Source organism: Burkholderia sp. Ac-20345, from assembly GCF_017104825.1.
Classification (GTDB): domain Bacteria; phylum Pseudomonadota; class Gammaproteobacteria; order Burkholderiales; family Burkholderiaceae; genus Burkholderia; species Burkholderia lata_B.
Genome location: NZ_JAAGPO010000013.1, coordinates 14,655 through 40,734 on the forward strand (window position 1 = coordinate 14,655; position 26,080 = coordinate 40,734).

23 protein-coding genes and 1 pseudogene are annotated in these 26,080 nt (G+C 66.3%); 7 read left to right on the top strand and 17 right to left on the bottom strand.

Annotated elements, in window-relative coordinates; translation table 11 throughout:
- Positions 1-372: 372 nt before the first annotated feature.
- Both G3O06_RS08550 and G3O06_RS08555 read right to left on the bottom strand, forming a co-directional pair.
- A complete protein-coding gene (locus G3O06_RS08550) occupies positions 373-798 on the bottom strand; it encodes a DUF4399 domain-containing protein (protein WP_174966844.1) in 426 nt (141 codons plus the stop codon).
- A gap of 42 nt (positions 799-840) precedes the next feature.
- On the bottom strand, positions 841-1,269 hold the full coding sequence (locus G3O06_RS08555) for a DUF4399 domain-containing protein (RefSeq protein ID WP_174967220.1): 429 nt from the start codon (positions 1,267-1,269) through the stop codon (positions 841-843).
- A 324-nt stretch (positions 1,270-1,593) separates the two neighbouring features.
- Between G3O06_RS08555 and G3O06_RS08560 the strand changes: the two genes are divergently transcribed.
- Together G3O06_RS08560 and G3O06_RS08565 are read left to right on the top strand one after the other, a co-directional pair.
- A complete protein-coding gene (locus tag G3O06_RS08560; protein ID WP_205815722.1) occupies positions 1,594-3,561 on the top strand; it encodes an SUMF1/EgtB/PvdO family nonheme iron enzyme in 1,968 nt (655 codons plus the stop codon).
- Between the two features lie 701 nt (positions 3,562-4,262).
- Positions 4,263-5,633 (top strand): MFS transporter, encoded by a 1,371-nt coding sequence (locus G3O06_RS08565; protein WP_205815760.1) that lies wholly within the window; start codon positions 4,263-4,265, stop codon positions 5,631-5,633.
- Between the two features lie 333 nt (positions 5,634-5,966).
- On the opposite strand, the gene G3O06_RS08570 is transcribed toward G3O06_RS08565, so the two are convergent.
- The 6 genes from G3O06_RS08570 to G3O06_RS08595 form a co-directional block, all read right to left on the bottom strand.
- A complete protein-coding gene (locus G3O06_RS08570; protein WP_069249558.1) occupies positions 5,967-6,155 on the bottom strand; it encodes a hypothetical protein in 189 nt (62 codons plus the stop codon).
- A gap of 349 nt (positions 6,156-6,504) precedes the next feature.
- Positions 6,505-7,185 carry a Fe2+-dependent dioxygenase gene (locus G3O06_RS08575; RefSeq protein ID WP_174980257.1) on the bottom strand — a complete coding sequence of 227 codons (681 nt, stop codon included), beginning with the start codon at positions 7,183-7,185 and terminating at the stop codon, positions 6,505-6,507.
- 43 nt (positions 7,186-7,228) lie between these two features.
- The gene (locus tag G3O06_RS08580) at positions 7,229-9,601 is read right to left on the bottom strand and encodes a TonB-dependent siderophore receptor (RefSeq protein ID WP_205815723.1); all 2,373 of its coding nucleotides are present in this window, start codon (positions 9,599-9,601) and stop codon (positions 7,229-7,231) included.
- A gap of 36 nt (positions 9,602-9,637) precedes the next feature.
- Entirely contained in the window at positions 9,638-10,468 is an 831-nt protein-coding gene (locus G3O06_RS08585; protein ID WP_205815724.1) for an ABC transporter ATP-binding protein, read from the bottom strand.
- Entirely contained in the window at positions 10,465-11,547 is a 1,083-nt protein-coding gene (locus G3O06_RS08590; protein WP_205815725.1) for an iron ABC transporter permease, read from the bottom strand. Before G3O06_RS08590 ends, G3O06_RS08585 begins: the two co-directional genes overlap by 4 nt.
- Positions 11,544-12,749 carry an ABC transporter substrate-binding protein gene (locus G3O06_RS08595; RefSeq protein ID WP_205815726.1) on the bottom strand — a complete coding sequence of 402 codons (1,206 nt, stop codon included), beginning with the start codon at positions 12,747-12,749 and terminating at the stop codon, positions 11,544-11,546. Before G3O06_RS08595 ends, G3O06_RS08590 begins: the two co-directional genes overlap by 4 nt.
- Before the next feature lie 157 nt (positions 12,750-12,906).
- Between G3O06_RS08595 and G3O06_RS08600 the strand changes: the two genes are divergently transcribed.
- Positions 12,907-13,620, top strand: a complete 714-nt coding sequence (locus G3O06_RS08600; RefSeq protein WP_174966851.1) for a response regulator — start codon at positions 12,907-12,909, stop codon at positions 13,618-13,620.
- A gap of 5 nt (positions 13,621-13,625) precedes the next feature.
- A complete protein-coding gene (locus G3O06_RS08605; protein ID WP_205815727.1) occupies positions 13,626-15,035 on the top strand; it encodes a HAMP domain-containing sensor histidine kinase in 1,410 nt (469 codons plus the stop codon).
- A 333-nt stretch (positions 15,036-15,368) separates the two neighbouring features.
- Here G3O06_RS08605 and gabD read toward each other — a convergent pair whose 3' ends face one another.
- The 9 genes and pseudogenes from gabD to G3O06_RS08650 form a co-directional block, all read right to left on the bottom strand.
- On the bottom strand, positions 15,369-16,832 hold the full coding sequence (gene gabD, locus G3O06_RS08610; RefSeq protein WP_205815728.1) for an NADP-dependent succinate-semialdehyde dehydrogenase: 1,464 nt from the start codon (positions 16,830-16,832) through the stop codon (positions 15,369-15,371).
- 189 nt (positions 16,833-17,021) lie between these two features.
- Positions 17,022-17,729 carry a GntR family transcriptional regulator gene (locus tag G3O06_RS08615; protein WP_174966858.1) on the bottom strand — a complete coding sequence of 236 codons (708 nt, stop codon included), beginning with the start codon at positions 17,727-17,729 and terminating at the stop codon, positions 17,022-17,024.
- Between the two features lie 14 nt (positions 17,730-17,743).
- Positions 17,744-18,832: an ABC transporter ATP-binding protein gene (locus tag G3O06_RS08620; RefSeq protein ID WP_205815729.1), complete on the bottom strand. Its 1,089-nt coding sequence runs from the start codon at positions 18,830-18,832 to the stop codon at positions 17,744-17,746.
- Between the two features lie 16 nt (positions 18,833-18,848).
- Positions 18,849-19,643 (bottom strand): ABC transporter permease, encoded by a 795-nt coding sequence (locus tag G3O06_RS08625; protein WP_205815730.1) that lies wholly within the window; start codon positions 19,641-19,643, stop codon positions 18,849-18,851.
- Between the two features lies 1 nt (position 19,644).
- On the bottom strand, positions 19,645-20,529 hold the full coding sequence (locus tag G3O06_RS08630) for an ABC transporter permease (protein ID WP_205815731.1): 885 nt from the start codon (positions 20,527-20,529) through the stop codon (positions 19,645-19,647).
- A gap of 96 nt (positions 20,530-20,625) precedes the next feature.
- Entirely contained in the window at positions 20,626-21,657 is a 1,032-nt protein-coding gene (locus G3O06_RS08635; protein ID WP_205815732.1) for an ABC transporter substrate-binding protein, read from the bottom strand.
- Positions 21,658-21,820: 163 nt separating this feature from the next.
- Positions 21,821-22,252 (bottom strand): annotated as a pseudogene (locus G3O06_RS08640) (flavin reductase); the annotation flags it as partial.
- Positions 22,253-22,516: 264 nt separating this feature from the next.
- On the bottom strand, positions 22,517-23,203 hold the full coding sequence (locus G3O06_RS08645; RefSeq protein ID WP_174966863.1) for a GntR family transcriptional regulator: 687 nt from the start codon (positions 23,201-23,203) through the stop codon (positions 22,517-22,519).
- Positions 23,204-23,344: 141 nt separating this feature from the next.
- The gene (locus G3O06_RS08650; RefSeq protein ID WP_174966864.1) at positions 23,345-23,635 is read right to left on the bottom strand and encodes a DUF1330 domain-containing protein; all 291 of its coding nucleotides are present in this window, start codon (positions 23,633-23,635) and stop codon (positions 23,345-23,347) included.
- A 110-nt stretch (positions 23,636-23,745) separates the two neighbouring features.
- Between G3O06_RS08650 and G3O06_RS08655 the strand changes: the two genes are divergently transcribed.
- Genes G3O06_RS08655 through G3O06_RS08665 form a run of 3 tightly spaced genes read left to right on the top strand, consistent with a single transcriptional unit; the run spans position 23,746 to position 26,072 of the window.
- A complete protein-coding gene (locus G3O06_RS08655; protein ID WP_174966865.1) occupies positions 23,746-24,348 on the top strand; it encodes an amino acid synthesis family protein in 603 nt (200 codons plus the stop codon).
- On the top strand, positions 24,317-25,135 hold the full coding sequence (locus tag G3O06_RS08660; protein WP_174966866.1) for an alpha/beta hydrolase: 819 nt from the start codon (positions 24,317-24,319) through the stop codon (positions 25,133-25,135). Before G3O06_RS08655 ends, G3O06_RS08660 begins: the two co-directional genes overlap by 32 nt.
- A gap of 1 nt (position 25,136) precedes the next feature.
- Entirely contained in the window at positions 25,137-26,072 is a 936-nt protein-coding gene (locus tag G3O06_RS08665; protein ID WP_205815733.1) for a flavin reductase, read from the top strand.
- Positions 26,073-26,080 lie beyond the last annotated feature (8 nt).

A 26,080-nucleotide genomic window follows, 5' to 3' on the forward strand; every position in this document is an offset into this window, starting at 1 on the left:
GCGGCAGTTGCGCGTGGCTGTCGGCGACAGGTGGGTGTTCACGATCGGCTCCTTCGGGGGAACGCGGCGACGATGCGGGATCGGGTGGATGTGTTGGTGTTCGTGCTGCAGCGTTGCACGCTCGTGTCTCATACCGCATGGGGCGTGCCAGCCGCTCGCCGGACCGGCGGAAATCTTGCTGGACGGCTTGCCGGCGCGGGGCCGGGCGACGAAGACGGAGGGGAAGCGACGTGTGCGCGGCACACGGACCGAGGATGCGTGATGGGTCGTTGCCGACAGTTCCGGCTCAGGATGTCGGGAACACACCGACACTTGCGGAAGCTTGAGCGTGCGCACCCCAGGCCACACGACCGAAGATCGGCGTGCGCGACGTCACTTCACGTAGACCGTGATTTTCTTCGAGTAGATGGGGGGATTGTGCGGCACGTGATTGGCGTCGCCCATCAGCAACTGCAGCGTGTGCTTGCCCGGAGGGAGATCCAGCGTGGTTTCGGTCTCGCCCGCGCCGAAATGCAGGTGATTCCGGTCGGACGGAATCGGCTGGTCCATCGGCGGCAGGTCGGTATCGACCAGCAGGTGATGGTGGCCCGTGTTCGGAAACTGCACATGCGACGGCGCGACTCCCATGTCGCGCAAGCCGAACCACACCCGGAACGGACGTCCGGCCGGCAGCACCTGGCCATCGTTGGGCCATCCGATGTAGACGACGGCCTTCGGGGGATGCGTGCTGGTCTCCGCGGTCGTCGCGCCCGTCCATAGCAGCGTGACGGCAACGGCGAAGAGGATGAGCTTGTTCATGGCGGCAATTCCCGGTTCGTGCGGCAGGCGCGGCATGGCACGCTACTTGACCGTGATCGTGATCTTCTTCGAATACACCGGCGGATCGTGCGGCACGTGGTCGTGGTCTCCCATCAGCAGCTGCAGCGTGTGCTTGCCGGGGGGAAGCTCGATGCGCGCCTCGGTTTGGCCGGCGCCGTAATGGAGATGATTCCGGTCCGACGGTATCGGCTGGTCGAGCGGCGGGAGATCGGTATCGACGAGCAAATGATGATGGCCCACGTTGGGCCGCTCGATGCCTTTCGGGCAGATGCCCATGTTGCGCAGGCCCATGCGCACCCAGAACTTGCCGCCCGTGATCGTCGCACCGTCCGACGGCCAGATGATGTATGCCTCGGCGCCGGGCGGCGACGGCGTACGTCCGGCGGCAAACGCGATCCGCGGCGCCAGGACGGTGGCGGCCAAAGCCAACAACGTAGCCCTTCTTCGCATCGTGTTGCTCCTCGCGTTGGTGGCGGCGCGCGGCGTCGGACAGTGGAGCGTGTCTAACAGCTTAGGACGTAATCGACCGGAAGACACATAGCGATGTCCATGGGTGACAGGCCAGCGCCGATGCGTGTACGCATATGTCTGTTTTTCGCGAAAACCCCGGGTGGATCCGGTGATCGCCGCCGAGCGCACGTGCTATCTTGAATGTGTCCCTCCGTGCCCGCGGCAGCCGCAAGCCGGCAATACGCGCGCCGCGGCCGGACACCCGGCAACGGCTGCGCTCCGCCTTCGGCACCTCGTCCGACGGCGCACCCTGGGGGGCTGAATATGTGGCGAATACTCTTGCCCGCATGCCTGTTTGCGTCGATCTCCGTGACATCGAGCACCTGCTCCGGCGAGGACCTGCGTCCTTTTTCGGTGCCGCCGGCAGCGTCCGCGCGCGCCGGGTCGATCGAACCGCATGGCGTCGCGCTCGTCATCGGCAACGGCGCCTATCGTGACCATCCGCTCGCCAACCCCGTCCATGATGCCGATGCAATGGGCGATGCGCTGCAGGCGCTCGGCTTCGACGTCATCACGTTGCACGACGCTTCCCGGCAGCAAATGCTCGACGGGCTGGCCGCGTTCGAGCACCACATCGCGGCCGGCGGCACCGCGCTGGTCTATTTTGCGGGCCACGGCGCCAGCGCGGGTGGAACGACATGGCTTGCGCCGGTCGATGCCGACGTCGGTTCTCCGGCCAGCCTGTCGCGAACGGGTATCGATCTGCAAACCGTGTTCGACGCGACCTCGCGGCCGCACGGCGAACGGATTGATCTGATCATTCTGGATTCCTGCCTGATCGCGCCGCCCGGTGCCGGCAACATGGCACCCCGCAAGCCGCCGCCGCATACGCTCGTCGCCTACGCGGCAGCGCCTGGCGAAGGTGCGGCCGACGGTGCAACGCACGGTGTCTACACGGCGGCGCTGCTGAAGACGCTCGCGTTGCCGGGGCTCGGGATCGCACAGGTCTTCGACCGTGCCGGCGCGCTGGTCGAACGCGCCACCGGGTATCGGCAGATGCCCTGGATCGCGTCTTCCCTTTCCGATGCGGCAGGGACGTTCGCGTTCAGCGGGGCGCGTCGTACAGGAACCGGCGTGGTGCATTCCGGCGGCGGCACGGAGCAAGGATCCGACGTGTTGGCGGACGTCGGATCCGTCGCGCTCGATAGCCGGGGCGTGATGCCGAAAGACAGCTCCGAACAGTATGAAATTACGTTCTGGGAGTCGATCAAGGACAGCAAGGAGGCAGGCGATTACGAGGCCTATCTGAAGACTTACCCGAACGGCCGCTTCGCACAGTTGGCGCAGGCCCGTCTCACACGACTGCGCGCAGCCGCGCCCAAGGCGCCTGCGGCGTCCGCACCTGCGCCTGCGCCCGCGCGGACGGCGAGCCCCACGCCCGCCCCCGTTCCGGCTCCTGCGCCGCCAGCATCGACGTCGGCGCAGCCGGCGCACACGGCCAGCTCACCGCCGAAAGCACCGCCTCCCGTTGCGGTGGCGGCGCCATCGGCCCCCCCACCGAAAGGGGCGGCGGCCGCCAATGAAATCCGGGATTGCGCCGCATGCCCGACGATGCTGGCGGTCAGTCCAGGGGCCTTCGCAATGGGTAGCAATTCCGGCGATTCGTCGGAAAAACCTGCGCATCGCGTGACGCTCGATCATTCTTTCGCGCTCGCGAAGTACGTGGTGACTGTCGCGCAATGGAACGCGTGCCGCGATGCGGGTGCCTGTCCGCGCCTGCCCAGTGACAGCAATACGGTAGCGAACGCACCCGCGCGCGATTTGAGTTGGGACGATGCGCAACTGTACGTGAAGTGGTTAGCGAAAATAAGTGGCAAGTCTTACCGGCTGCCGACCGAGGCTGAATGGGAATTCGCGGCGCGAGGCGGCACCGCAACGCGCTACTGGTGGGGCAACGAGATGCACCCGGGCAACGCAAACTGCAAGGACTGCGGCCCACCGTGGCGTGCCGATGCACCCGCTGACGTCGGCACGTTCGCGGCCAATCCTCTCGGCTTCTACGACATGGCGGGCGGCGTGTGGGAATGGGTCAGCGATTGCTGGCACAACTCGTACAAGAATGCCCCGGCCGACGGGCGCTCGTGGGACGAGCCGAATTGCCAGGTACGCGTGATCCGCGGTGGTTCGTGGAGGGACGGTGCGACCTACATGCCGGTCTCGACACGCTTCAAATACGACAGCAGCGTACGTTTTTCGGCAAACGGATTTCGCGTGGCTCGCGACGTGAAGTAGATATCGGTCTCTCCGAGGAACTGCGCGGAAGCCGCGGTTGCCCCGGTCGGTCCTCGGCACCACTTCGCCAGGACACGGGTCGGTGTCAGCATGCGCGGCCCGGCGGGCGCGAGCCCGCTCGTGACCGGCTTGCAGCCCGTCGTGAAAGTTGCCGAAACGGAACCGGCCACCAGCAAGTCACTCGCTAGCGAAGAGACACGCTCGTCGCGCGTCGTCATGCGCCCGCCGTCCGGCGGGCGCGTTTCACCTGGATCGAAGCCGGGCGGCGAGATCCGCGTAACCGGGTTACCGCTCGCTTTCGGGTTCGATCGAATTGATTGCAGCGAAGAATGCAACCAGTGACCGACCCACTGGCCTTGGCATCAACGCGGCCTTCGCACATAGCATGCTCTGCATCGACCGCCGACGAGAGGCCGCTGCGATCGGCGGGCTCCGATATCGTCCACGCGACGACAAACGATCCGCTCGCCTGTGCTGAAGCGATGCCCGTGCTCGGCACAGGACGAGCCTCCAGCTGAACGCAAATCGCGCCAACCTCATCGCGCCGTAGCGAATGCCGATTTAATATCACGGAATGATACATAAGGATCACTGAATGAAAACCCGTGAGCTGCGGGAGTCATTCCCGGCTCGCGCTTGCCGGAACCTGTCGCGGGGCGTATGGTTTATTTCTCTATCGCCCTTTTTCGGGAGATATCAAAATGGCTGCCATGCAATCCGCGGCCACGCCCCTCTCCGACGAGGAAGCCCGGCGCCAGTTGCACCGCGCCGTCATCGCCAGCACGATTGGCACCACGATCGAATGGTATGACTTCTTCCTCTACAGCACGGTCACCGGCCTGGTCTTCGCAAAGCTGTATTTCCCGCAATCCCATCCACTCGTCGGCACGCTTCAGGCGTTCCTGATCTATGCCGTCGGCTTTGTCGCACGCCCGGTCGGCGCGGCGATCTTCGGCCATTACGGCGACCGTATCGGACGCAAGGCCACACTGATCGTGACCCTGTTGCTGATGGGGCTCGCCACGTTCGCCGTGGCCTTCGTTCCGCCCTACGCCGCGATCGGCATCTGGGGCGCCGTCATCCTCACGGTACTGCGCTTCATCCAGGGCGTCGGCGTGGGTGGCGAATGGGGCGGCTCGGTCCTGATGTCGATGGAGTGGGCGCGCACCAATGCGCATCGCGGTTTCGTCGCGTCGTGGCCGCAATTCGGCGTGCCGGCGGGATTGTTCCTCGCCAACCTTGCCGTACTGGCCATGAGCTGGATTTCCGGCAGCGCTTTCCTCGCGTGGGGCTGGCGCGTGCCGTTTTTCCTCAGCATCGTGCTGGTGGCGATCGGACTCTACATCCGCCTGAACATTCTCGAGACGCCGATCTTCGCGAAGCTGCTGGCCGAGCGTCGGATCGAGAAGACGCCGATGCTCGAAGTGCTGCGCAAGCAGCCGAGGGATATCGTGCTGTCGGCATTCGCGCGGATGGCCGAACAGGCGCCCTTCTATATCTATACGGCGTTCGTGTTCACTTACGGGATCACGGCGCTGGGCGTCACGCGCGAACTGCTGCTGGCGGCGGTGCTGGCCGCATCCGTGGTCGAGTTCTTCACCATTCCGCTGTTCGGGCACGTGTCGGACCTGATCGGGCGGCGGCGGATGTACATGATCGGTGCGGCGGCCGCCGGCGTGTTCGGATTCATCTACTTCGCGATGGTCGACAGCCGGAATCCGGTATGGATCTTCGTGGCCATCGTGTTGTCGCTGGTTCCGCATTCGATGATGTATGGACCGCAGGCCGCATTGATTGCCGAGTCGTTCACGGGGCGGTTGCGGTATAGCGGCGCGTCGATGGGTTATCAGCTCGCGTCCGTCATTGCCGGTGGCCCGGCACCGCTGATTGCAACGGCGCTGTTTGCCTACTACCACTCGGGGTACGCGATCGCGGCGTACGTGCTGGTGTGTGCGGTGCTGAGCGTGGTCGCCGCATCGAAGCTCGGGGACTATACGAACAAGGATATTTCGCGGGAATACGACGACGCTCGGGGGCTGGGGGATCATGGGCACGCGCCGCCGGTGACTTGACGAATCGGCCGGCTCAGGCCGACTACGAGACCGTAGCCGCGATCCCATAGCGTCCCGGGCGCGAGACGGTCGATGCTTGCGGGCGCATCGACGTGCCTTTGGCGGGCCATCGCCCGCGCCGGCATGTCAGCGAATTGGCACTCAATACGATCCGGGCCGCGCGCGGCACTGGCGCCGCGATAGGGTCGATGGCCGCAGGCGGCGAAATTGCCGCGACGTTCATGATCCGGCGCTCGCCGTCCGGCGGGCGCGTTTTACATGGATCGAAATCGGGAGAGCCGCCGGACGGCGAGATCGGCGCTGTCGCGCAGCGGCTCGCGTGGCGTAACCGGGTTATCGCTCGCTGACCTTCACGCGCGGCAGCCATTCGGCTTCTGCGCCCTGCGTGCCTTTCAGATGAGCGGGAATCGCGTCCTGCGCGTGCGCGCCGAGGCGACGTGCTGCCTCGGTGTCGAGATGCCGGCCGTCGAACGTCGACTGGCGACGGGTAATCATGTTGATGCGAAGGCGTTTTGCCGCCATGGTCGGTATTCCTAGAGGAAACGGGACCCCGCCGACTGGCGAAGTGCCATAGATTTACGCGAGAAAGATGTCGCTGCGATGACGCGGCGCGCGACGCCTGCGCCATCACATCGCAGCGATCAGCGCCATCCCGTCCCACCTGCCCCAGCGCCTCAAGATCGCGATGGACCGGCACGGCAGCAAGCAACTCATGATGGACAAGAAACAACGCGTTGAGTTCAGTGCGCTCAGCGACCGTCAAAGTCCGCGCATCACCGCTCTCTATCCCTCCGCCCTCTTACCGTTCCTGTTGGATTCCCGTCTCATCCATGCTGATGCCTTTCATTCCCGGATTGCATCGAGCCCCCCGTCAAGCATCCGCCCACATCCTCAACAGGTTGTGATACGCCCCCGTCAGCTGCAGCAACGACTCCCCGTCCGCGTCCTGCTGCGTCAACCGCTGGATCGCGACATCCATGTCCAGCAGCAGACTCCGCTGCGCATCCTCGCGCACCAGGCTTTCCACCCAGAAAAACGAGGCCAGCCGCTCGCCGCGCGTCACGGCCTCGACCTTGTGCACGCTCGATCCCGGATACAGGATCATGCTGCCGGCGGCGAGCTTCGCGCGGTGCTCGCCGTACGTGTCGCGCACGACGAGTTCACCGCCGTCGTAACTCGCCGGATCGTTCAGGAACAGCGTCGCCGACAGATCGGTACGCACGCGCTCGCGCGACGCGCGGATGCCGCGCACTGCGTTGTCGACGTGATAGCCGAACGATTCGCCGCCCGCATACCGGTTGAACAGCGGCGGATAAATGCGCTTGGGCAGCGCCGCCGACATGAACACCGCGTTCTGCGCGAGACGGCGAATGATCTCGTCGCCGATCTCGCGCGCGAGCGGATCGTCGCCGTCGAGCTGCCGGTTCTCCTTCACGCGCCGCGATTGCGCGCCGGCCGTCGCGCGGCCGTCGATCCATTGCGCGGCCCGCAGCCGCTCGACGAGCTGGGCGGCCTCCGCCGGGCTGAACACGCCCGGAATCTCGATCATCATCGTGTGCTCTCCTTCGAAGCGGATGCGGTGGCGCTCGCGCGCGTCAGAACCGGACGTCGGCGGTTGCCATGACGGTGCGCCCGGCTCCCGGCACGCCGTACAACTGGAAGCCGTCGAGCGACGCGCCGATCGCCGAGTAGTAGAACGTGTTGAACAGGTTCTGCACGTTCAGGCCAAGCGTCAGGTGCTTGTCGACTTCGTAGCGCGCGGCGATCGAATGCAGCCAGAACGACGGCGCCTTTTCGCCGTCCGCGACGTACACCGGATGCTTGCCGCTCGCGCCGTTCACGGTGCTGCTGTTGTTGCTCTGGCCACCGACGTAGCGGTTGTCGGTATAGCGTCGCGTGCCGACGTACTGCGCACCGTAGCTGACCGACAGCTTCGGTGTGACCGCATACGTCGTCCACAGGTTGAACGTCGCGTTGGGCACGTTGGCGGGCCGCAGCCCGGCATTCGCGCCCTTCGTGATGCGTCCGCGCATCGCGGCAAACCCCGCGAATGCGGACCATCGGTCGGTCAGGTTGCCCGACACGCCGAGCTCGAGGCCGTCGACCCGGCGCGGCGGCAACGCACGCACGACCGTCGTCGTGCCGTCGCCGTAGTCCCACGAATCGGACAGCTCGGTGCGAAACAGCGCGCCCGTCAGCGACAGCCGGTGGTCGAACAGGTCCCATTTCGAGCCGAGTTCCCAGGTTTGCGCGACGGCCGCCTGCAGGTCCTGGTTCGACGTGTTGCCGTAGATCACGTTGTTGGTCGTCGCGCCGACCGCCGACGGTTGCGCGGCCCGGCTGTAGGTCGCATAGACGCTGCCGAACGGCACCGGCTTGTACGTGATGCCGATGCGGCCGCTCAACGCGCCGTCGTTGCTGCGCGCGACGGTGTGCGCGTCCGCCGCGCCGTTGACCTGCTTCAGCGAGAAGCGGTCGTAGCGCACCGCGCCCTCGACGATCCACTTCGGCGTGACGGTCACGGTGTCGCGCAAGTACACGCCGGCATCGGTGAGCGACGCGTAGTCGCCCGCGCCGCCTTCGAGCGTCGGCACGCCACCCATGTTCGTACCGTATGCGTTCGTCAGGTTCATCACCGGATTGACCGACGGCGCGAGAATCGTGCGCGCGAGATCACCGTAGCGCTCGTGATACACCTCCGCACCCGCAACGACGTCGTGATGCAGGCCGCCGGTGTCGAACGACAGGTTCAGGTTGGTTTCGTTCGCCACGATGTCGTACCGCTTCGACGTGCCGTAGTTGCTGCCGCGCAGCACGGCCAACGGTGACGCGTTCGCGATCGGCGCGTAACCGCTGTACGACGCAAGCCCCGCGCCGCTCGTGACGAGCGGCCCCGTACCCGTGTAGCCGTACGACGTGCCGCCGGTCGAGTTGAAGCGCGCGGGCGAAAGGACGGTAATGCGGTCGGTCTGCTCGAAGCGGCTGATATTGGAAATCCGCACGTTGTCGTTGAAGTCGTGCTCGACCTTGACCGTCGCGCGATCCGTCACCTCGCGATCGGTGAACAGGTTCGGGTCGCCGTACCAGCCGTTGCGCGGCACGCCCGGCATGCGCGCGCCGCCGGTGCCGCGCTCGATCGGCACGCCCGTGTCGGGCGTGTTCACGTCGTTCTGGTGCAGATAGTCGATCGTCATGCGCGTCGGCGTGCCGAGGCCGAGCGCAAGCGAACCGGCCACGCCCCAGCGGTCATAGTCGGTCACCGCGCGGCCGTCGACCGCGTTGTAGTGGCGCATCAGGTTCAGCCGGAACGCCGACGTCGGTGTGAGCTGCTTGTTGAGGTCGGCCGTCACGCGCCGGTAGCTGGCGGTGCCGAGCGTCGTCGACAGGTGGTACGCGTCGCCGGCATGCGCCTCCTTGCTGACGAGGTTCACGCTGCCGCCCGGCGCGGCGACGCCGGACTCGATCGTGCCGGTGCCCTTGAACACCTCGACGCGCTCGACGTTGAACGTATCCGTGCGCCCGGCGAGGCCCGCGTCGCGAATGCCGTCGACGGTAATGCTCTGCTCGCCCGAGAAACCGCGGATCGTGAACATGTCGCCCCAGCCGAGATTGCCTTCGCCCGACGTGAACGTGATGCCGGGCACGTTCTTCAGGATGTCCTGCAGGCTCTGCGCCTGCTGCTCGTCGAGCACTTTCTTCGGGATGACGGTGACGCTCTGCGCGACGTCCAGCAGCGGCGCGGTGAACTGGTCCGACTGCAGGAACTCGGTGCGGTATGGCGACGAATGCGCGTTGACGTCGATCGCGGGCAGCGGCGCGCCCGGCGACGACGAAGCGTCCGGCGCAGCGGCCGAAACGCCCGACTGCGCATGCGCGGCCGACAACATGGCCAGCCCGAGCGTGGCGCCCAACAGGTTCGACAGCACGGCCGACGGCGATCGGCCGGCTCGTTGATGAGACGACGACATGAATCCTTCCGGTGATGAGAGAAGTGAAGAGGACGGCTAGCGCGATGGGGCGGCAACCGGGTCGTGGGCCGCGAGCCCGTCGATCAGCACCTGGAGCTGGCCGCGCGAGCAGCGCTCGATGCGTGCGGCGACGCCGAACACGTCGGCGAGGCTGGCCGGCGTCACGACGTCTTCCGGCGTGCCGAAGCGCACGATGCGGCCACGGTGCAGCAGCATTGCGCGGTCGCAACCGCGCAGTGCGGCGCTGATGTCGTGCAGCACGACGACCGTCACGAGCTGCCGTTCGCGCGTGATGTCGCGCAGCGCGGCCATCACCTGGTGCTGGTGATTCAGGTCGAGCGCCGACAGCGGTTCGTCGAGCAGCAGCACCTGCGGATCGCGGGCAAGCGCCTGCGCAAGACCGACGAGCTGGCGCTGGCCGCCGGAGAGTTCGTCGAGCGTGCGCAGCGCGAGCCCGTCGATGCCGAGCCGCGCGAGCACCGCAAGGGCGGCCGTATCGTCGCCCTCCCCGCTCCCGTCGCGGCCAGCCGTCATGACGCCCTGCCGTGTCGCGCGACGCGCGACGACGACCGATTCGAGCACCTGCAGGCGCACGCCGGCCGGCAACGCCTGCGGCAGGTAGACGACGCCATGCGAACGCGCGTCGCGCAGCCCCGGCACGAACGGCGTCGCACCATCGAGCGCGAGCTCGCCCGACGCAGCGCGCGTCAGCCCGCCAAGCGTGCGCAGCAGCGTCGACTTGCCGCTGCCGTTCGGGCCGAGGAGCGCGGTGATCCGGCCGCGCGGCAATGGCCCCGCACTCAGCGACGTGAGCACGTCGCGCCGCCCGTAACGTACGGTCAGCCCTGCGATCGTCAGCCCGCTCATGCTTGCCCTCCCTGCGATCGCACGACGATGCCGAGGAACAGCGGAATGCCGACCAGCGCGGTAACGATCCCGACCGGGATCAGCACGCCCGGCACGATCAACTTCGATGCGATCGACGCAAGTGACAGCATCAGCGCGCCGAGCAGCAGGCTGCCGGGCAGATAGAAGCGATGGTCCTCGCCGAACAGCGTGCGCGCGAGATGCGGCGCGATCAAACCGACGAAGCCGATCGTGCCGACGAACGACACCGCGAGCGCCGACAGCGCCGATACCCGCAGCAGCGTCGCGAGCCGCACGCGCTTCACGTCGACGCCGAAGCTCGCCGCACGATCCTCGCCGAGCCGCAGCGCAGTGAGCGTCCATGCGTTGCGCATCGACATCGGCAACGCGATCGCAAGTGCCGTGCCGAGCACCGCGAGCTTCGGCCAGTCGGCGCGCGCGAGCGAACCGAGCGTCCAGAACACGAGCCCCTGCAGCGCGTCGGCCGACGCGATGAACTGCATCAGCGACACGAGCGCATGGAACGCGAACACCAGCGCGATGCCCATCAGCACGACGCCCGTGGTGTTCATCCCGCGCCAGCGCGCGACCGCATCGAGCAGCAGCGCGGACAGGAACGCGAAAACGAACGCGTTCGCCGATACGACCCAGGTTTGCGCGACGCCGGGAATGGTCACGTCGAGCACGATCGCGAGCGACGCGCCGAACGCGGCGGCCGCCGATACGCCGAGGGTGTACGGGCTGGCGAGCGGATTGGCGAGGATCGTCTGCATTTCCGCGCCGGACAGCCCGAGCGCCGCGCCGACGAGCACGGCCATCGCCGCGTACGGCAGGCGGATCTGCCACACGATCACGCGTGCGGCCGGATCGGCGCCCGCGCGTTCGACGAGCGTGCGCAACAGCGTCGCGACCGGCATTCCCGATGGCCCGGACGACAGGTCGAACAGCACCGACACGACGATCAGCAGCGCGACGACGACGAGCGCGACCGCGCGCCGCCGCGTGAGCCGGCGGTAGTCGCGCACGCTTGCCGCACGGATACGGCCGGGCACGAGATCCTGAAGCACGGCGTCGCTCATCGTGCCGCCTGCGACGTGGCGGCCGGCAGCGGCGCATCGACCCACTCGGCGCCCTGCGGCGCGATCGCGAGGAAGCGGCGATGCAGTTCGGCCTGCGTCGCATGTACGTCGAGATCCTTGAACTGCTGCGGATAGAACCACTTCGCGAACGCTTCGATCGCGAGGATGTTGTACGGCGAGTCGTAGTAGTTGTGCGAGATGCCGTGCACGCGGCCGTCGTGGATCGCCTTGATCGCATCGAAGCCCGGCCGCGCGGCAAGCTGCGCGAGGCTCGCCGCCGCATCGTGCGCACTCGTCTGTGCGCCGACCCGCAGCGATGCGAGCCCCGGCTTCGAGCGGCTGCCGGTCGCGATGTACACGTCGGGCCGCGCGGCGATCGCCTGCTCCATGCTGATGTCGCCGAGCACGCCGGGCAGCAGCCCCGTGGCGATGTTGCGGCCGCCCGCGGCCGTCACGAACTCGCCGAAATTGCCGTTGCCGGCCGTGTGGCAACAGCCGGCATCCCACACGCCCGCGAGCAGGTCGACGAACACCTTCGGCCGCTGCGCGTCGGGAATCCGGTTTACGACCGCCTCGATGCGCGCGAGATGCGCTCGATAGAACGTTGCATACGCATTCGCTTGCGCGGTGCGATGCATGACCGCGCCGAGCAGCGCGATGCTCGGCAGCGTGTTCTGCAGCGGATGCAGCCGGAAATCGACGAATACGACCGTCGTACCGGTCGCCTCGAGCTGCTTCACGAGCGCGTTGTAGCGGCTCGGCCCGTGCCCGCCGAGGCTGAAGATCGCGAGATCGGGCTTCAGGCTCAGCGCCTTCTCGGCGCTGATGCTGTCCTCGGTTGCCTGGCCGATCAGCGGGATGCGGCGGATTTGCGGAAACGCCTGGGCGTACGCGTCGTAGGTCTGCGGGTCCATCAGCGGCAGGTCGCCCTGCCAGCCGACGATGCGCGCGAGCGGCTGCTTGCCGTCGAGCAACGCGACCGCCGACAGCAGCCGGCTCTCGCCGAGCAGGATCCGGCGCGGCGCCTGTGCCGGGATGCGCACCGTGCGGCCCGCGAGATCGGTCACGGCCGCCGGCGCAGGCGACACCGAGGGAACCGGCTCGGCCGTCGCCGCCGATGCGTGTGCAACGGTCGCGCCGAGCATCCATGCGATTGCGCCGATGCACGCGCGCCGCGCCCACGCCTGTCTGAAAATTGCCATAATGTCGCCTATGAATGAGAATCATTGCCATTTGAAGGGCGACACTGTAATTACCGCGTGTAATGGCGATGTGTTGGAAGCGCGGCCTTTTGTAATGGAATGTGTTGGTGCGCCATTCCTTTCAGAATCATTTCGATTTATCCGGAAGCTTCCCCCGATGGACCACATTCTTGTCGTCGACGACGATCCGAACATCCGTACGCTGCTCGGCGACTACCTGCGCGGCATGAACTACCGCGTCACGCTGGCCGAGAACGGCCAGCAGCTTCGGCAGGCGCTCGGGACGTCGAGCGTCGATCTCGTCGTGCTCGACCTGATGCTCGACGGCGAGGACGGCCTCGACCTCACACGCGACCTGCGGCAGCGCCACGACGTGCCGATCGTGATCCTGAGCGCGCGCGGCGGCCTGCTCGACCGGATCCTCGGCCTCGAGATGGGCGCGGACGACTACCTGCCGAAGCCGTTCGACCCGCGCGAGCTCGTCGCGAAGATCAAGGTCGTGCTGCGCCGCACGCGCGCGATTCCGGGCATGCGGCGCACGGAAGCCTCGTCGCGCGTCAGCTTCGCCGGCTGGCATCTCGATACGCGGATGAAGCAGATGATGTCGCCCGACGGCGTCGTCGTGTCGCTCGGCGGCTCGGACTACCGCACGCTGCGCGCGCTGCTCGATCACCCGAACCGCCCGCTGTCGCGCGAGTTCCTGCTCGATCGCGTGTTCGGCAAGGAGCTTGCGCCGCTCGATCGCTCGATCGACGTGTGCGTGAGCCGGCTGCGCCACCACCTGAAGGATGCCGCGCGCAACGCGGCGCTGATCCGCACGGTCCGCAACGAGGGTTACATGCTCGTCGCCGACGTCGTGCACGAAGCGTGATGGGCATGCGGCGCATGAAGCTGCGCGTGTGGCCCGACTCGCTGTTCGGGCGGCTCGTGACCATCCTTGTGGCCGGCATGTTCGCCGGCCAGATGCTGACCGGCACGATCTGGTTCGACACCCACGACAACCGCATGCTGGAAATTCCGTCGCGCCTGTTCGCGAGCCGGCTCGCCGATACGCTGCGCCTCGTCGACGCCGCGCCGGATCCGGCCGCGCGCGACACGGTCATCGCCGCGCTCGGCGACGCCCGCTACCGGCTCGAGCGCATCGACGCGCCCTCGCCCGCCGGCACGCTGAGTTTCGCGCAGCACGCAACGGCCGGCCTGATCGCCGGCGTCCTGTCGCGGCGGCTCGGTGCCGATGTGCCGTTTCGCCTCGTCGAAGCCGCGTTGCACGACGACGCAGGCCATCATGCCGGCCCGCTGAGCCTGTTCGATTCGCGGATGCCGACGGGCGAATTCCACGTCCAGGTCGGCCTGCCGTCGGGCGGCTGGCTCGACGTGCGTGCCGACGAAGGCCAGGCCGGCATGCATGCGATGCCCGCGTCGCTCGTCGTCGACTACCTGCTGAGGCTTTACCTGATCCGTTTCGTCGCGGTGTGCGCGGTTGCGTTCGTCGCCGTGCGCTTTGCGCTGAAGCCGCTCACGCAGCTCGCGCGCGCCGCCGAAGCGCTCGGCCGCGACATCCACCGGCCACCGCTTGCCGTCGACGGGCCGTCGGAAGTGCGCCGCGCGGCCGAGTCGTTCAATGCGATGCAGCAGCAGTTGATCGACAGCTTCGCCGGGCGTGCGCGGTTTCTCGGCGCGGTGTCGCACGACCTGCGCACGCCGCTCACGCGCTTGCGGCTACGCACCGAGATGCTGCCGGATCCGGAGTGGCGTGACCGGCTGCGCGGCGATCTCGACGAAATGGAATCGATGGTGCGCGGCGCGCTCGACGCGGTGCGCGGTGTGGAAGTGACGGAGCCGCGCTGCGGCATCGATCTCGATTCGATGCTCGAAGGGCTGGCGGAAGATGCGCGCGATACCGGCCAGGCGGTCACGATCAGCGGATACGCGGCGGCGCCGGTGTCGGGCTTCGCGCGCAACCTGAAGCGCTGCCTGCAGAACCTGCTCGACAACGCCGCGCACTACAGCGGCGGCGCGCCGGTGACGATCGACGTGCGCGACGGCAAGGATGCCGTGCGCATCGTCGTCGGCGATACCGGCCCCGGCCTTCCCGACGACTGGCTCGAACGCGTGTTCGAGCCGTACCGGCGCGGCAAGCACGCCGACCTCGACGACGGCGGCACGGGGCTGGGGCTCACGATCGCGCGCAGCATCGCGACGCTGCACGGCGGCACGCTGATTCTGCGCAATCGGGACGGCGGCGGGCTCGATGCGGTGCTCACTCTGCCGCGCGAAGAGGCATGACTGACGTGGGTGCGCCAGAAAGTTGCGAGCGCGTGCGCTCTCGTTCAGGGAGCCGAAACCGCTCCGCTGCGATCCGCTTGCCGCCCGGCACGAGATCAGCCAGAATCGCGACGACCGAATCGAACCGGACGGCCGCTTTGCGCAGCACGGCGGATCTCAATTGGGCGCCTGAATGCCTCCTTTGATCGAAGCAATCCTGGGCATCACGGCTGTACTCCTCGTCGGCTTGGGCTCGCAACGGCTGGCTGAGAAATATGGCAGTCACTCAGGGCATGTCTAGTCCGCTCCGACTGCGTGCCGGATTACTCCGGCACGCAATTGCGATTGCACGAATCAAACCGCCAGGCACAGGTATTTGATCACGACGTAGTCGTCGATGCCGTAGTGCGAGCCTTCACGGCCGAGGCCGGATTGCTTCACGCCACCGAACGGCGCGACTTCGTTCGAGATCAGGCCCGTGTTCACGCCGACCATCCCGTATTCGAGCGCTTCCGCAACCTTCCACACGCGGCCGATGTCGCGGCTGTAGAAGTACGCAGCCAGGCCGAACTCGGTGTCGTTCGCGAGGCGGATCACTTCGTCGTCGCTGCTGAACTTGAACAGCGGCGCGAGCGGCCCGAACGTCTCGTCCTTCGCGACCTTCATCGCCGACGTGACACCCGTCAGCACGGTCGGCTCGAAGAAGCCGTGGCCGAGCGCGTGGCGCTTGCCGCCCGTCACGACGGTCGCGCCCTTCGCGAGCGCGTCCTCGATATGCGCCTCGACCTTCAGCACCGCGGCTTCGTTGATCAGCGGACCTTGCGTGACGCCCGGCTCCGTACCGCGGCCCACCTTCAGCTGGCCGACGGCCGCCGCGAGCTTCTGCGCGAACTGGTCGTACACGGCTTCGTGCACGTAGAAGCGGTTCGTGCACACGCAGGTCTGGCCGCTGTTGCGGTACTTCGATGCGATCGCGCCCTGCACGGCCGCGTCGAGATCGGCGTCGTCGAACACGATGAACGGTGCGTTGCCGCCGAGCTCCAGCGACACCTTCTTGACCGTCGCGGCGCACTGCGACATCAGCAGGCGGCCGACCGGCGTCGAACCGGTGAACGACAGCTTGCGCACGATCGGGTTCGACGTCAGCTCGCCGCCGATCGCCTTCGGGTCGCCCGTGACGACGCTGAACACGCCGGCCGGCACGCCCGCGCGCTCGGCCAGCACGGCCATCGCGAGCGCGGAGAACGGCGTGGCCTCGGCCGGCTTCACGACGATCGGGCAGCCAGCGGCGAGTGCCGGGCCGACCTTGCGCGTGATCATCGCCGCCGGGAAATTCCACGGCGTGATCGCCGCGCACACGCCGATCGCTTCCTTCGTCACGACGATGCGCTTGTCGCTCGCCGGCGTCGGGATCGTGTCGCCGTACACGCGCTTGCCTTCTTCCGCGAACCATTCGAGGAACGATGCGGCATAACCGATCTCGCCCTTCGCTTCGGCCAGCGACTTGCCCTGCTCGGTCGTCAGGATCCGCGCGAGATCGTCGGCGTTTTCCATCATCAGGTCGTGCCACTTGCGCAGGACAACCGCGCGTTCCTTCGCGGTCTTCTTGCGCCATGCGGGCCATGCGGCGTTCGCGGCTTCGATCGCGTGACGCGTCTCGGTCGCGCCCATCAATGGCACCGTCCCAACGAGGTCTCCGGTTGACGGGTCCCGGACTTCGAAGGTTTCGCCGCTTGCGGCGGCCTGCCATTCGCCGTTCACGTAGGCCTGTTGGCGAAACAGCGCCGGATCCTTCAACGCGCTTCCAAATTCCATCATCGTTCCTCGACTTGCAGAAAAATGTATCGGGCAATCCAATACGAATCCAATATGAAATCCGGCCACGAAGCGACACGTCGACTGCCGTGGCGCGCCGAAACCGGGTCAAGCATTGCAACAAATTCAGGACGGACTTGAGTCAGAGAAGACACTCCCGCGTCAACCAGTCCGATCGACGCGTCTGCGCCATCATCCGGCGTGTTTCCCACTGGCGTGCTCCTGCCCTTCGCCCAACAACGTCCGGGCAATTTCGGCGACGCGGTTGACATGCGCAAGCGCAGCCTCGCTCGCGGCCGCGGCGTTCCCGTCCCGTATCGCAGCGACGATCAGGCGCATCTCCTGCACCGCCTGCTGCCCGCGATCGTCCGAGGAGATGGTCATCGCCCTCAGGCGGTTGATCCGCGCCATCAGGGACTGCACGATCTCCCACGCCACCTGCTTTTTCCCCGCAAGAAACATGCGCTCGTAAAACGACGTCGTGAGCATCCGGACGCTGCGGTAATCCCGGCTTCCGAATGCATCCCGAATGCGATCGATCAGCGCTTCCAGTTCCGCGATCGTCCGTTCGTCCGCAAGTCGCGCACACGCCGAAGCGGCCTCGCCTTCCAGCAGGCCCCGAATCTCGTAGATCTCGGCTGCCCGGTCGAGATCGAGCACGGCGACGATCGGGCCCTGGTTGGGCACCGTATCGACGAGCCCTTCCGCTTCCAGATGGCGCAATACCTCGCGCACGACGGTACGGCTCACGCCCAGTTCTTCGCACAACGTCCGCTCGACGAGCCGTTCGCCCGGCAGAAAGCGTGCATCGAGGATGGCCGTGCGCATTTTCTCGAGGACGAGTTCCCGCAGCGTGGTCGTACGGCGCTCGACCTTCAGGGATGGAAACGATTCGTGCATCGCCGGCTACCGGTTCATGCCTGCGCGAACAGACGCACGTCGCGTGCGTCCCAGTCCACCAGCGCGCGGGTACCGACGACGATGCCGCTGTCCCGGTGATCGCCCGCCGGCATCCGGACGGAGATCTCCTGCTCCCACGGCGTCGTGACCGAATAGTGCATCGCGTCGCCCAGATACGTGATGTCGCGAACGGTCACCGGCAAGCCGGCCGTGTCTTGCGCCGCCTGGGCCGCGCGGATGCGCATCTGCTCGGGGCGAACCATCAGCGTGCCGTCGCCGCCGACGGCGACGGACGCATTGCCCGCGGTCGCCACTTGGTGGCCGCTCGGAAACACCGCGCTCGATTGCGCGGTGCCGCTCGACGTGACGCGCACCGGAAGAAAATTGGAATTGCCGATGAAGTTCGCGACGAAGCGAGAAGCCGGGTTCGCATAGAGCTCCTCACCGGTCCCGCATTGCTCGATGCAGCCCTTGTTGAATACGGCAATACGGTCCGACAGGCGCAACGCCTCCTCCTGGTCGTGCGTGACGTAGAGAATGGTGACGCCGGTTTCCTGGTGAATGCGGCGCAGCTCGAGCTGGATCTCTTCGCGCAGCTTCTTGTCGAGCGCGGAGAGCGGCTCGTCCATCAGCAGCACCGGCGGATCGTAGGCCAGTGCGCGCGCGATCGCCACGCGTTGCTGCTGCCCGCCGGACAACTGGGCCGGCATGCGGTCACGGAACTCCGAAAGATGGACCAGCTCCAGCATCTGGTCGACTTTCTTCCGGATTTCCGCTTCCGGCTGGCGGCGCACCCGCAACGGAAATGCGACGTTCTGGCCCACGGTCAGGTGCGGAAACAGCGTGTAGCGCTGGAACACCATGCCGATGTTGCGCTTGTTCGGCGCAACGGCGAGCAGCGGCTTGCCGTCGAGCAGCACCCGGCCCTCGGTCGGCTCCTGAAAACCGGCGACGATATAGAGCGTAGTGCTCTTGCCGGAACCGGACGGCCCCAGGAACGTCATGAATTCGCCCTTTCGGACATCGAGCGACACCTGGTCGATCGCGACGACATCGTCGTAGGTCTTGCGCAGGCGCTGGATTTGCAGGAATGCGGAAGTCATGGCTCGGTTACCTCATTTATCGAGCGCGGCGCAGCAGCGCGCCCGCCAACATCAATACAGTCGTCAGGCCGACCAGCAACGAAGAGGCTGCCGCGACCACGGGCGTCAGGTCCTGGCGCAGCGTCGCCCAGATGCGTACGGGCAGCGTCTGCAACGTGGGGCTCGACATGAAGATCGACACCACCACTTCGTCCCATGACGCGAGGAACGAGAAGATCGCGGCCGCGAACAGGCCCAGCCGGATCGCCGGTATCGTGACGCGCAGCTTGACCTCGAGCGGCGACGCACCGCAGATCAACGCGGCGTCTTCGAGCGCGGTGTCGAAGCTCGCGAGCGAGTTGCTGATCGAAATGATCGAGAACGGCAACGCGATGATCAGGTGGCCGATCACGAAGCCCGTCATCGTGCCGTCCAGGCCGACGCGCAGGACGAATGCATAGAGCGCCACGGCCAGCACGACCACCGGCAGCACCATCGGCGTGAGGAAGAACGCCTGCACGGCGGCGCGCCCGCGGAACTTGCCGCGCACCAGCGCCAGCGATGCGAGAAAGCCGATCAGCACCGACAGCACGGTCACGATGACGGCGAGCTTGGCGCTCGTCATCAGCGAATCGAGCCAGCCGGCGTCGGTGAACAACTGGCGGTACCAGTCCAGCGTCCAGCCGGGGGGCGGGAAGATCAGCCACTGCGAATCGCCGAACGACAGCGCGACGATGAACAGGATCGGAAGCAGAAGAAACAGGGCAACCGCGCCGCCGACCGACAGCAACAGCCAGCGCAATGCACCCAGACGGTCGAAATCCAGCAACATGTCAGCGCCCTCCCATACCGTTGCGCGCGGCGCCCGTGAAGCGCAGCTGAAGCGCATAGAGCGAAAGCGTCACCGCGAGCAGCACCAGTGCCGCGGCGCCGGCGAGCCCCCAGTTCAGCAACTGTTGAACGAGCTGCGCGATCAGCTCCGCCAGCATCATGTATTGCGCGCCACCGAGCAGCGCCGGCGTCACGAAGTAGCCGAGCGCCATCACGAACACCATCAACGCACCCGACGCGATGCCGGGCATCGCGAGCGGGACGAGGATGCGCCAGAACGCCTGCCAGCGGCTCGCCCCGCAGACCGCCGCGGCGCGCAGCGTGGACGGGTCGATGCTGCGCAGCGTCGCGTGCAGCGGCATCACGAGGAACGGCAGCATGATGTAGGTCATGCCGATCGTCACGCCGACCAGGTTGTTCACCAGCGCCAGCGGCTCGCTGATGAGGCCGAGCGCCATCAGCATCCGGTTGATCGGGCCGGTCGCCTGCAGCAGGACCATCCACGCGAACGTCCGCGCGAGCAGGTTGGTCCACATCGACAGCAGCAGGATCGAGAACAGCACCGAACTCAGCTTCCTGGGCGCGATCGCAAGCAGCCATGCGGTCGGAAAGCCGATCGCGACGGTCACCACCGTCACGACGGTCGCAACCAGGAACGTGTTGCCGAACACGCGCAGATAGGTGGTCGAGCCGAGCAGCTGCACATAGTTCTGCAAGCCGGGCGCCGGCTCGAGCACGCTGCGCAACAGCAGCGACAGCACCGGCAGCAGGAAGAAAATCGCGAGCAGCAACATCGCCGGGACCAGCAAGCGGATGTTGCGCCAGTCGGGCCGCCGGCGCGCGGCCTTCGCCGGCGGATGAGCGACGGAACTCAGAACATTGGGCATGGTGTCTCCTGCATCTCTCCTGTTTCAGTCATGCACCGCCCGTGTCACGGCCGGGTCGGGGCATGCCTGCGTCAATCGTATTGACGTCGAGTCGTGCTACTTCGATTGCCACGCATACCAGCGCTTCGCAATCGCATCGCGATGGTCGGCCCAGTACTTCATGTCCAGGTTGATCTGCGAATCCTTGTACTGATCCGGCAATGTCTTCGCCACCGCGGCGGGCATCTGCGCCGCCGACTTCACGTTGATCGGTGCGTAACCCGTATCGGCCGCGAACTTCGCCTGTGCCTGCGCGCTGGTCGCCGCCGCGAGGAACTTCATCGCTTCGGCCTTGTGCTTCGCGCCCTTGGGAATCACGAGCATGTCGGCGGCCGTCAGGTTCTGGTTCCACGAAATGCCGACCGGCACGCCGGTCTGCGCGAGCGCATGCAGGCGCCCGTTCCAGAACATGCCCATCGGCACCTCGCCCGACGCGAGCAGCTGCTGCGATTGCGCGCCGCCGCTCCACCACACGATGTTGCCCTTGATCGTGTCGAGCTTCCGGAACGCCCGGTCGAGGTCGAGCGGATAGAGCTTGTTCGCCGGCACGCCGTCGGCCAGCAGCGCGATTTCGAGCACGCCGGGCGCCGACCACTTGTAGAGCGTCCGCTTGCCCGGGAATTTCTTCGTATCGAACAGGTCGGCCCACGACTGCGGTTGCGCGCCCTTGAAGCTCGACTTGTTGAAGCCCAGCACGAACGAGTAGTAGAAGCTTCCCACCGCATGGGTCGTCGAGAAGCGCGGGTCGAGGTCGTCCTTCTTCACCACCGAGTAATCGATCGGCTCCACGAGGCCGGCCTGCGCGGCCGCGTACGCGAAGTCACCCTCCACGTCCACCACGTCCCAGTTGACGTTGCCGCTGTCGACCATCGCCTTGAGCTTGCCGTAGTCGGTCGGCCCGTCCATCAGCACGTTGATGCCGCTCGCCTGCGTGAACGGCTGCGCCCAGTCCTTCTGCTGCGACGATTGCGTCGTGCCGCCCCAACTCGTGAACACGATCTGCTCCGCGGCCGGCGCCGGCGCCGCAACCAGCGTCGCCGCGCAAAGCATGGCCATCGGGGCGAAACGTGAAAGGCTTCTGCTGCTCATGGTCTCTCTCCAGGGGGAAACGGTTGCGCGTCGCGACCACCGGGGCGGCGGCCATCCGAACACGCGTATTCAGGCCGGCGACGCAGATCGCGCCGGCTTCATGATCTTGTCGCTCATCGCCGAGCCGCGATGGCGCCTGCGCATTCCGGTTCGACAGGTGTCCTCAATGTGCAAGCGCGAGCGTCTGCACCGTTCCCGCTTCCGCATCGCCGACATAGATGCCGTACGCGTCCTGCCTGCGTTCGCGCACATAGCGCTCGAGCATCGAACGCACGGCGGCGTCGGCGATGTCGTCCCACGGAATCTGCCAGAGCGGCACGATGCGGATGCTGTCGTCGAACCACGGCGAACCGGTGTGTATCACGCGGCCGCGGTAATAGATGTGTACGCCCGGCTCTTGCTCGTCGCTCGCCTCGAACACCGCGAACAGGAAGTCGAGATGCGCGTTGAGCCCGAGCTTCGCGAGCACGCCGCGCAGGCTCGCCGGATTGCTGGCCGGTTCGAGCCGGATGCCGGCCGGCAACCGCAAGCCTTGCGCGGTATCGACGAGCACCAGCCCGTCGCGATGTTCCAGGATCGCGCCCACCTGGGCACGCGCGCCGAGCGCACGACGCAAGCCGTGCGCATCGAATGCCTGTTGCGCGGTGTGTCCGGTCATCGACTCAGCCATGGCGTTCTCCCGTGATCGCTGCGTTACCCGATGAGATTATGGTATGCCATCTTATGGCCCACAACAATGCGCATCGTATTATGGAATACCATGAGTCGAATCGGCGGACAAAACAAAAGGCCGCCGGCATGGTGTGCCGGCGGCCTTTCGTGTCGAACGTCGCGCGCCGATCTGGCGCGCGGGATCCCGTCAATTGTCGGCGACTGCCTCGTTCTGCTCCGCGAGCGCCGCCAATGCCAGTTCGGAAACCCGTTTGATGTGCGCGGCCGACGCCGCCGAAGCCGCGTCGCCGTCGCGCCGCTCGATCGCGTCGAGCAAGCGGTTCATTTCCGCATTCGAGTCGCCGCCGCGCCCCGGCATCGCGATGGTCAGCGCGCGCAACCGGTTGATCCGCGCGTTGAGCGTCTTGACGACCGTCAGCGACACCTGCTTCCCGGCTGCTTCGAACAGCGTTTCGTAGAAGCGCTCGGTGTATTCGAGCACGCGCGGCAGCTCCCGCTTCTCGAACGCATCTTCAATCACCGCGCGGACCTCGCGCAGCTGCCGCACGACCTCGGGTGTCGCACCCTCGGCGCAGGCTCGCGCGGCATTGGCTTCGAGCAGGCCGCGCAATTCGTAGATCTCGCCCACCTGTGCCGGATCGAGCCGCGCGACGACCGGGCCTTGCCGCGACACGGTCTCGACCAGCCCTTCGGTCTCCAGATGGCGCAGCACCTCGCGCACCACCGTGCGGCTCACGCCGAGCTCGTCGCACAGCGTGCGCTCGACGAGCCGCGCGCCCGGCCGGAAATACCCCTGCACGATCGCACCGCGCAGTTTGTCGAGCGTCAGTTCACGCAGGGTCTTGGCATTGCGGTCGATCTTGAGGTCTTGCATGGGCGGCACTCTGGAAACAGGTTGGTGGCCTGCGCCGGCCGGGAGGCCGACGCAAACATGGAATGCCATATTATGACTTAACTGTCATCAGGCTTTCCATCCCGCGCGGCCTCGGCCTGCAGCCAGCCGTCAGTGCGCGGATCAGCCTTCCAGCCCTTCGACGATCGCGATCTGCGCGCGGCAATACCCATCCCGCTTCGATTTCGCCGCCTGGTACTCGGGCGAGTGATAGCACGCGAGCGCCGTTTGCATGTCGGCAAACCGGATCACGACGTGGCGCTCGAACGACTCCCCCTCCAGCACCTGCGACGGGCCTCCGCGCGCCAGGAAAACGGCACCGAACTTCCTGAACGCCTGCGGCGCGATATCCGTGTAGTCCTTGTATTTCGCGGCATCCAGCACCGTCACGTGGGCAATCCAGTACGCAGTCATTTTCCACCTCCACTTTCGAGAAATTTCCGGACGAGGGTTAACACTCATGGCATGCCGTAACATGGTATACCACAATCAAATCCACAATCAACGCACGAAAGGAAGGTGCCATGAGCCTGATTCGGAAATCCGTCCTCCATGTCGAGACCATCTACGTCGATGGCGACAAGGTCGCGGCCAAGCCGCTGAAGATGATCGGGGCGGTCGCCGTGATCAAGAACCCGTGGGCAGGCCGCGGGTATGTCGAGGACCTGTCGCCGGAGATCCGCGCGCTGGCGCCTCAGCTCAGCGAACACCTGACGAAGCTGATCCTCGACGAAGCCGGTTCGGGCGAAGCCGTCGAAGCGTTCGGCAAGTGCGCGATCGTCGGCCTCGACGGCGAGATCGAGCATGCGTCCGCGCTGATCCACACGCTGCACTTCGGCAACACCTATCGCACGGCCGTCGGCGCGAAGTCGTACCTCGCGTTCAACAACACGCGCGGCCCGGCCAATGCGCCGCTGCTGATCCCGATGATGGACAAGAACGACGAAGGCCGCCGTTCGCACTACCTGACGCTCCAGTTCGCGATTCCGGACGCACCGGCCGCCGACGAACTGGTCATCGCCATCGGCGCCGCCACCGCCGGCCGTCCGCATCACCGCATCGGCGACCGCTACAAAGATCTCGCAGAGCTCGGAAATGACGTCAAGAACCCTGCTGCTGTCAAATAAGCGCGCCGCCCACTTTCTCGAGCAAGGTGCCGGCGAACCGCTGGTCCTGATTCACGGCGTGGGCATGCAGGCGAACGCGTGGTATCCGCAGATCGACGACCTGTCGCGCGAATTCCGCGTGATCGCGGTCGACATGCCGGGCCACGGCAAAAGCGATGCGCTCGCCCCGGACGCCGACCTGCAGCAGTTCGTGCAGTGGGCGATCGAGTTCATCGAAGCGCTTCACGCCGGCCCCGTGAACCTGGCCGGCCACTCGATGGGTTCGCTGATTGCCGCCGGCGTGGCCGTCACGCGGCCCGACCTGGTCAAGCGGGTGGCCGTCCTGAACGGTGTCTACCGCCGCACCGAGCAGGCCCGCGAAGCCGTGCTGCAACGCGCCGCGGAACTGCGTTCGGGAACCATCGACGTGGAAACGCCGCTGCGGCGCTGGTTCAACGCCGACGAAGCGCAGCAGGTCGCCGCGCAGAAGGTCGAGTCGTGGCTGCAGTCCGTCGACCTGGAGGGTTACGCCACCGCGTACACGGCGTTCGCGAAGGGCGACGAAGTGTATGCGGACGGCTGGCACCGGATCGCCTGCCCCGCGCTCGTGCTCACCGGGTCGGACGACCCGAATTCGACGCCGGAGATGGCCAGGCAGATGGCGCAGGCCGCGCACGACGGAAAGGCCGTCGTGATCGAGAACGAGCGCCACATGGTGAACCTGACCGCGCCCGACGAAGTCAATCGCGCCCTGCGTGCCTGGTTGCAGACCCAGCCACAGGCGGAAACCCTGAAATCGGAAGTGTGACATGAGCCAAGCAACCAGCCAGGAAGCCCCGACCATCAACACCCGGGAGCTGCGCGACGCGTTCGGCGCGTTCATGACCGGCGTGACGATCGTCACCACCGCGCGCGACGATGACCAGCCGCTCGGCTTCACCGCGAACTCGTTCTCGTCGGTGTCGCTGGACCCGGCCCTGCTGCTCGTGAGCATCGCGAAGACGTCGAGCAATTACCAGACGTTTTCCGCCACGGGCCATTTCGCGATCAACATTCTCGCGGAGGGGCAAAAGGACCTGTCCAACACGTTTGCCCGGCCGAGCGAAGATCGCTTCGCGAAGGTCGACTGGCAACTGAGCGCCCATCGCAATCCGCTCATCGACGACGTCAGCGCATGGTTCGACTGCACGACGCACGCGGTGATCGATGCGGGCGATCACGCGCTGCTGATCGGCAAGGTCGAGGCGTTTCATTCCGCGGGCTACGCGGGCCTCGGCTACTACCGCGGCGGCTATTTCACGCCGGCGAAGGTGTCGGCCGAAGTCATCGCCGGCCCGAAGGTGATCGTCAGCGCGATCATCACGCGCGACGACAAGGTGCTCATGGTGAAGACGGCCGACGGCAAGTGGGCGCTGCCCACGAAGGAGATCGGCAACGAAGGCGCCGACAAGGCGCTCGCCGAACTGTTCCGGCGCTACCAGCCGGACGCATCGGCAAGCTTCATCTATTCGGTCTACAACAATACCGAGACGCACTACCAGTACATCTCGTTCCTCTGCAGCGCACCGGACGAAGCGGCGGTCGCCGGCGAATTCGTGAGCCTCGACGACATCGAGCCTGACGCGTTCCAGGACAGCGCGCTGGCCAGCATGCTCGAGCGCTATCGCAAGGAGAGCCAGTTGAAGAGCTACGGCCTGTACTTCGGCGATCACAGCACCGGCACCGTCCGCCCGCTTCTTTCCTGAAAGGTCAC

Excerpts from the sequence above, each read along its gene's own strand:
- G3O06_RS08595 (WP_205815726.1), bottom strand. The coding sequence starts at position 12,749 with ATGGCAATTTTCAGACAGGCGTGGGCGCGGCGCGCGTGCATCGGCGCA.
- G3O06_RS08625 (WP_205815730.1), bottom strand. The coding sequence starts at position 19,643 with ATGTTGCTGGATTTCGACCGTCTGGGTGCATTGCGCTGGCTGTTGCTG.
- G3O06_RS08655 (WP_174966865.1), top strand. The coding sequence starts at position 23,746 with ATGAGCCTGATTCGGAAATCCGTCCTCCATGTCGAGACCATCTACGTC.
- G3O06_RS08565 (WP_205815760.1), top strand. The coding sequence starts at position 4,263 with ATGGCTGCCATGCAATCCGCGGCCACGCCCCTCTCCGACGAGGAAGCC.
- G3O06_RS08570 (WP_069249558.1), bottom strand. The coding sequence starts at position 6,155 with ATGGCGGCAAAACGCCTTCGCATCAACATGATTACCCGTCGCCAGTCG.
- G3O06_RS08665 (WP_205815733.1), top strand. The coding sequence starts at position 25,137 with ATGAGCCAAGCAACCAGCCAGGAAGCCCCGACCATCAACACCCGGGAG.
- G3O06_RS08550 (WP_174966844.1), bottom strand. The coding sequence starts at position 798 with ATGAACAAGCTCATCCTCTTCGCCGTTGCCGTCACGCTGCTATGGACG.
- G3O06_RS08620 (WP_205815729.1), bottom strand. The coding sequence starts at position 18,832 with ATGACTTCCGCATTCCTGCAAATCCAGCGCCTGCGCAAGACCTACGAC.
- G3O06_RS08600 (WP_174966851.1), top strand. The coding sequence starts at position 12,907 with ATGGACCACATTCTTGTCGTCGACGACGATCCGAACATCCGTACGCTG.
- G3O06_RS08555 (WP_174967220.1), bottom strand. The coding sequence starts at position 1,269 with ATGCGAAGAAGGGCTACGTTGTTGGCTTTGGCCGCCACCGTCCTGGCG.
- G3O06_RS08560 (WP_205815722.1), top strand. The coding sequence starts at position 1,594 with ATGTGGCGAATACTCTTGCCCGCATGCCTGTTTGCGTCGATCTCCGTG.
- G3O06_RS08605 (WP_205815727.1), top strand. The coding sequence starts at position 13,626 with ATGCGGCGCATGAAGCTGCGCGTGTGGCCCGACTCGCTGTTCGGGCGG.
- G3O06_RS08630 (WP_205815731.1), bottom strand. The coding sequence starts at position 20,529 with ATGCCCAATGTTCTGAGTTCCGTCGCTCATCCGCCGGCGAAGGCCGCG.
- gabD (WP_205815728.1), bottom strand. The coding sequence starts at position 16,832 with ATGATGGAATTTGGAAGCGCGTTGAAGGATCCGGCGCTGTTTCGCCAA.
- G3O06_RS08585 (WP_205815724.1), bottom strand. The coding sequence starts at position 10,468 with ATGAGCGGGCTGACGATCGCAGGGCTGACCGTACGTTACGGGCGGCGC.
- G3O06_RS08615 (WP_174966858.1), bottom strand. The coding sequence starts at position 17,729 with ATGCACGAATCGTTTCCATCCCTGAAGGTCGAGCGCCGTACGACCACG.
- G3O06_RS08660 (WP_174966866.1), top strand. The coding sequence starts at position 24,317 with ATGACGTCAAGAACCCTGCTGCTGTCAAATAAGCGCGCCGCCCACTTT.
- G3O06_RS08580 (WP_205815723.1), bottom strand. The coding sequence starts at position 9,601 with ATGTCGTCGTCTCATCAACGAGCCGGCCGATCGCCGTCGGCCGTGCTG.
- G3O06_RS08645 (WP_174966863.1), bottom strand. The coding sequence starts at position 23,203 with ATGCAAGACCTCAAGATCGACCGCAATGCCAAGACCCTGCGTGAACTG.
- G3O06_RS08635 (WP_205815732.1), bottom strand. The coding sequence starts at position 21,657 with ATGAGCAGCAGAAGCCTTTCACGTTTCGCCCCGATGGCCATGCTTTGC.
- G3O06_RS08650 (WP_174966864.1), bottom strand. The coding sequence starts at position 23,635 with ATGACTGCGTACTGGATTGCCCACGTGACGGTGCTGGATGCCGCGAAA.
- G3O06_RS08590 (WP_205815725.1), bottom strand. The coding sequence starts at position 11,547 with ATGAGCGACGCCGTGCTTCAGGATCTCGTGCCCGGCCGTATCCGTGCG.
- G3O06_RS08575 (WP_174980257.1), bottom strand. The coding sequence starts at position 7,185 with ATGATGATCGAGATTCCGGGCGTGTTCAGCCCGGCGGAGGCCGCCCAG.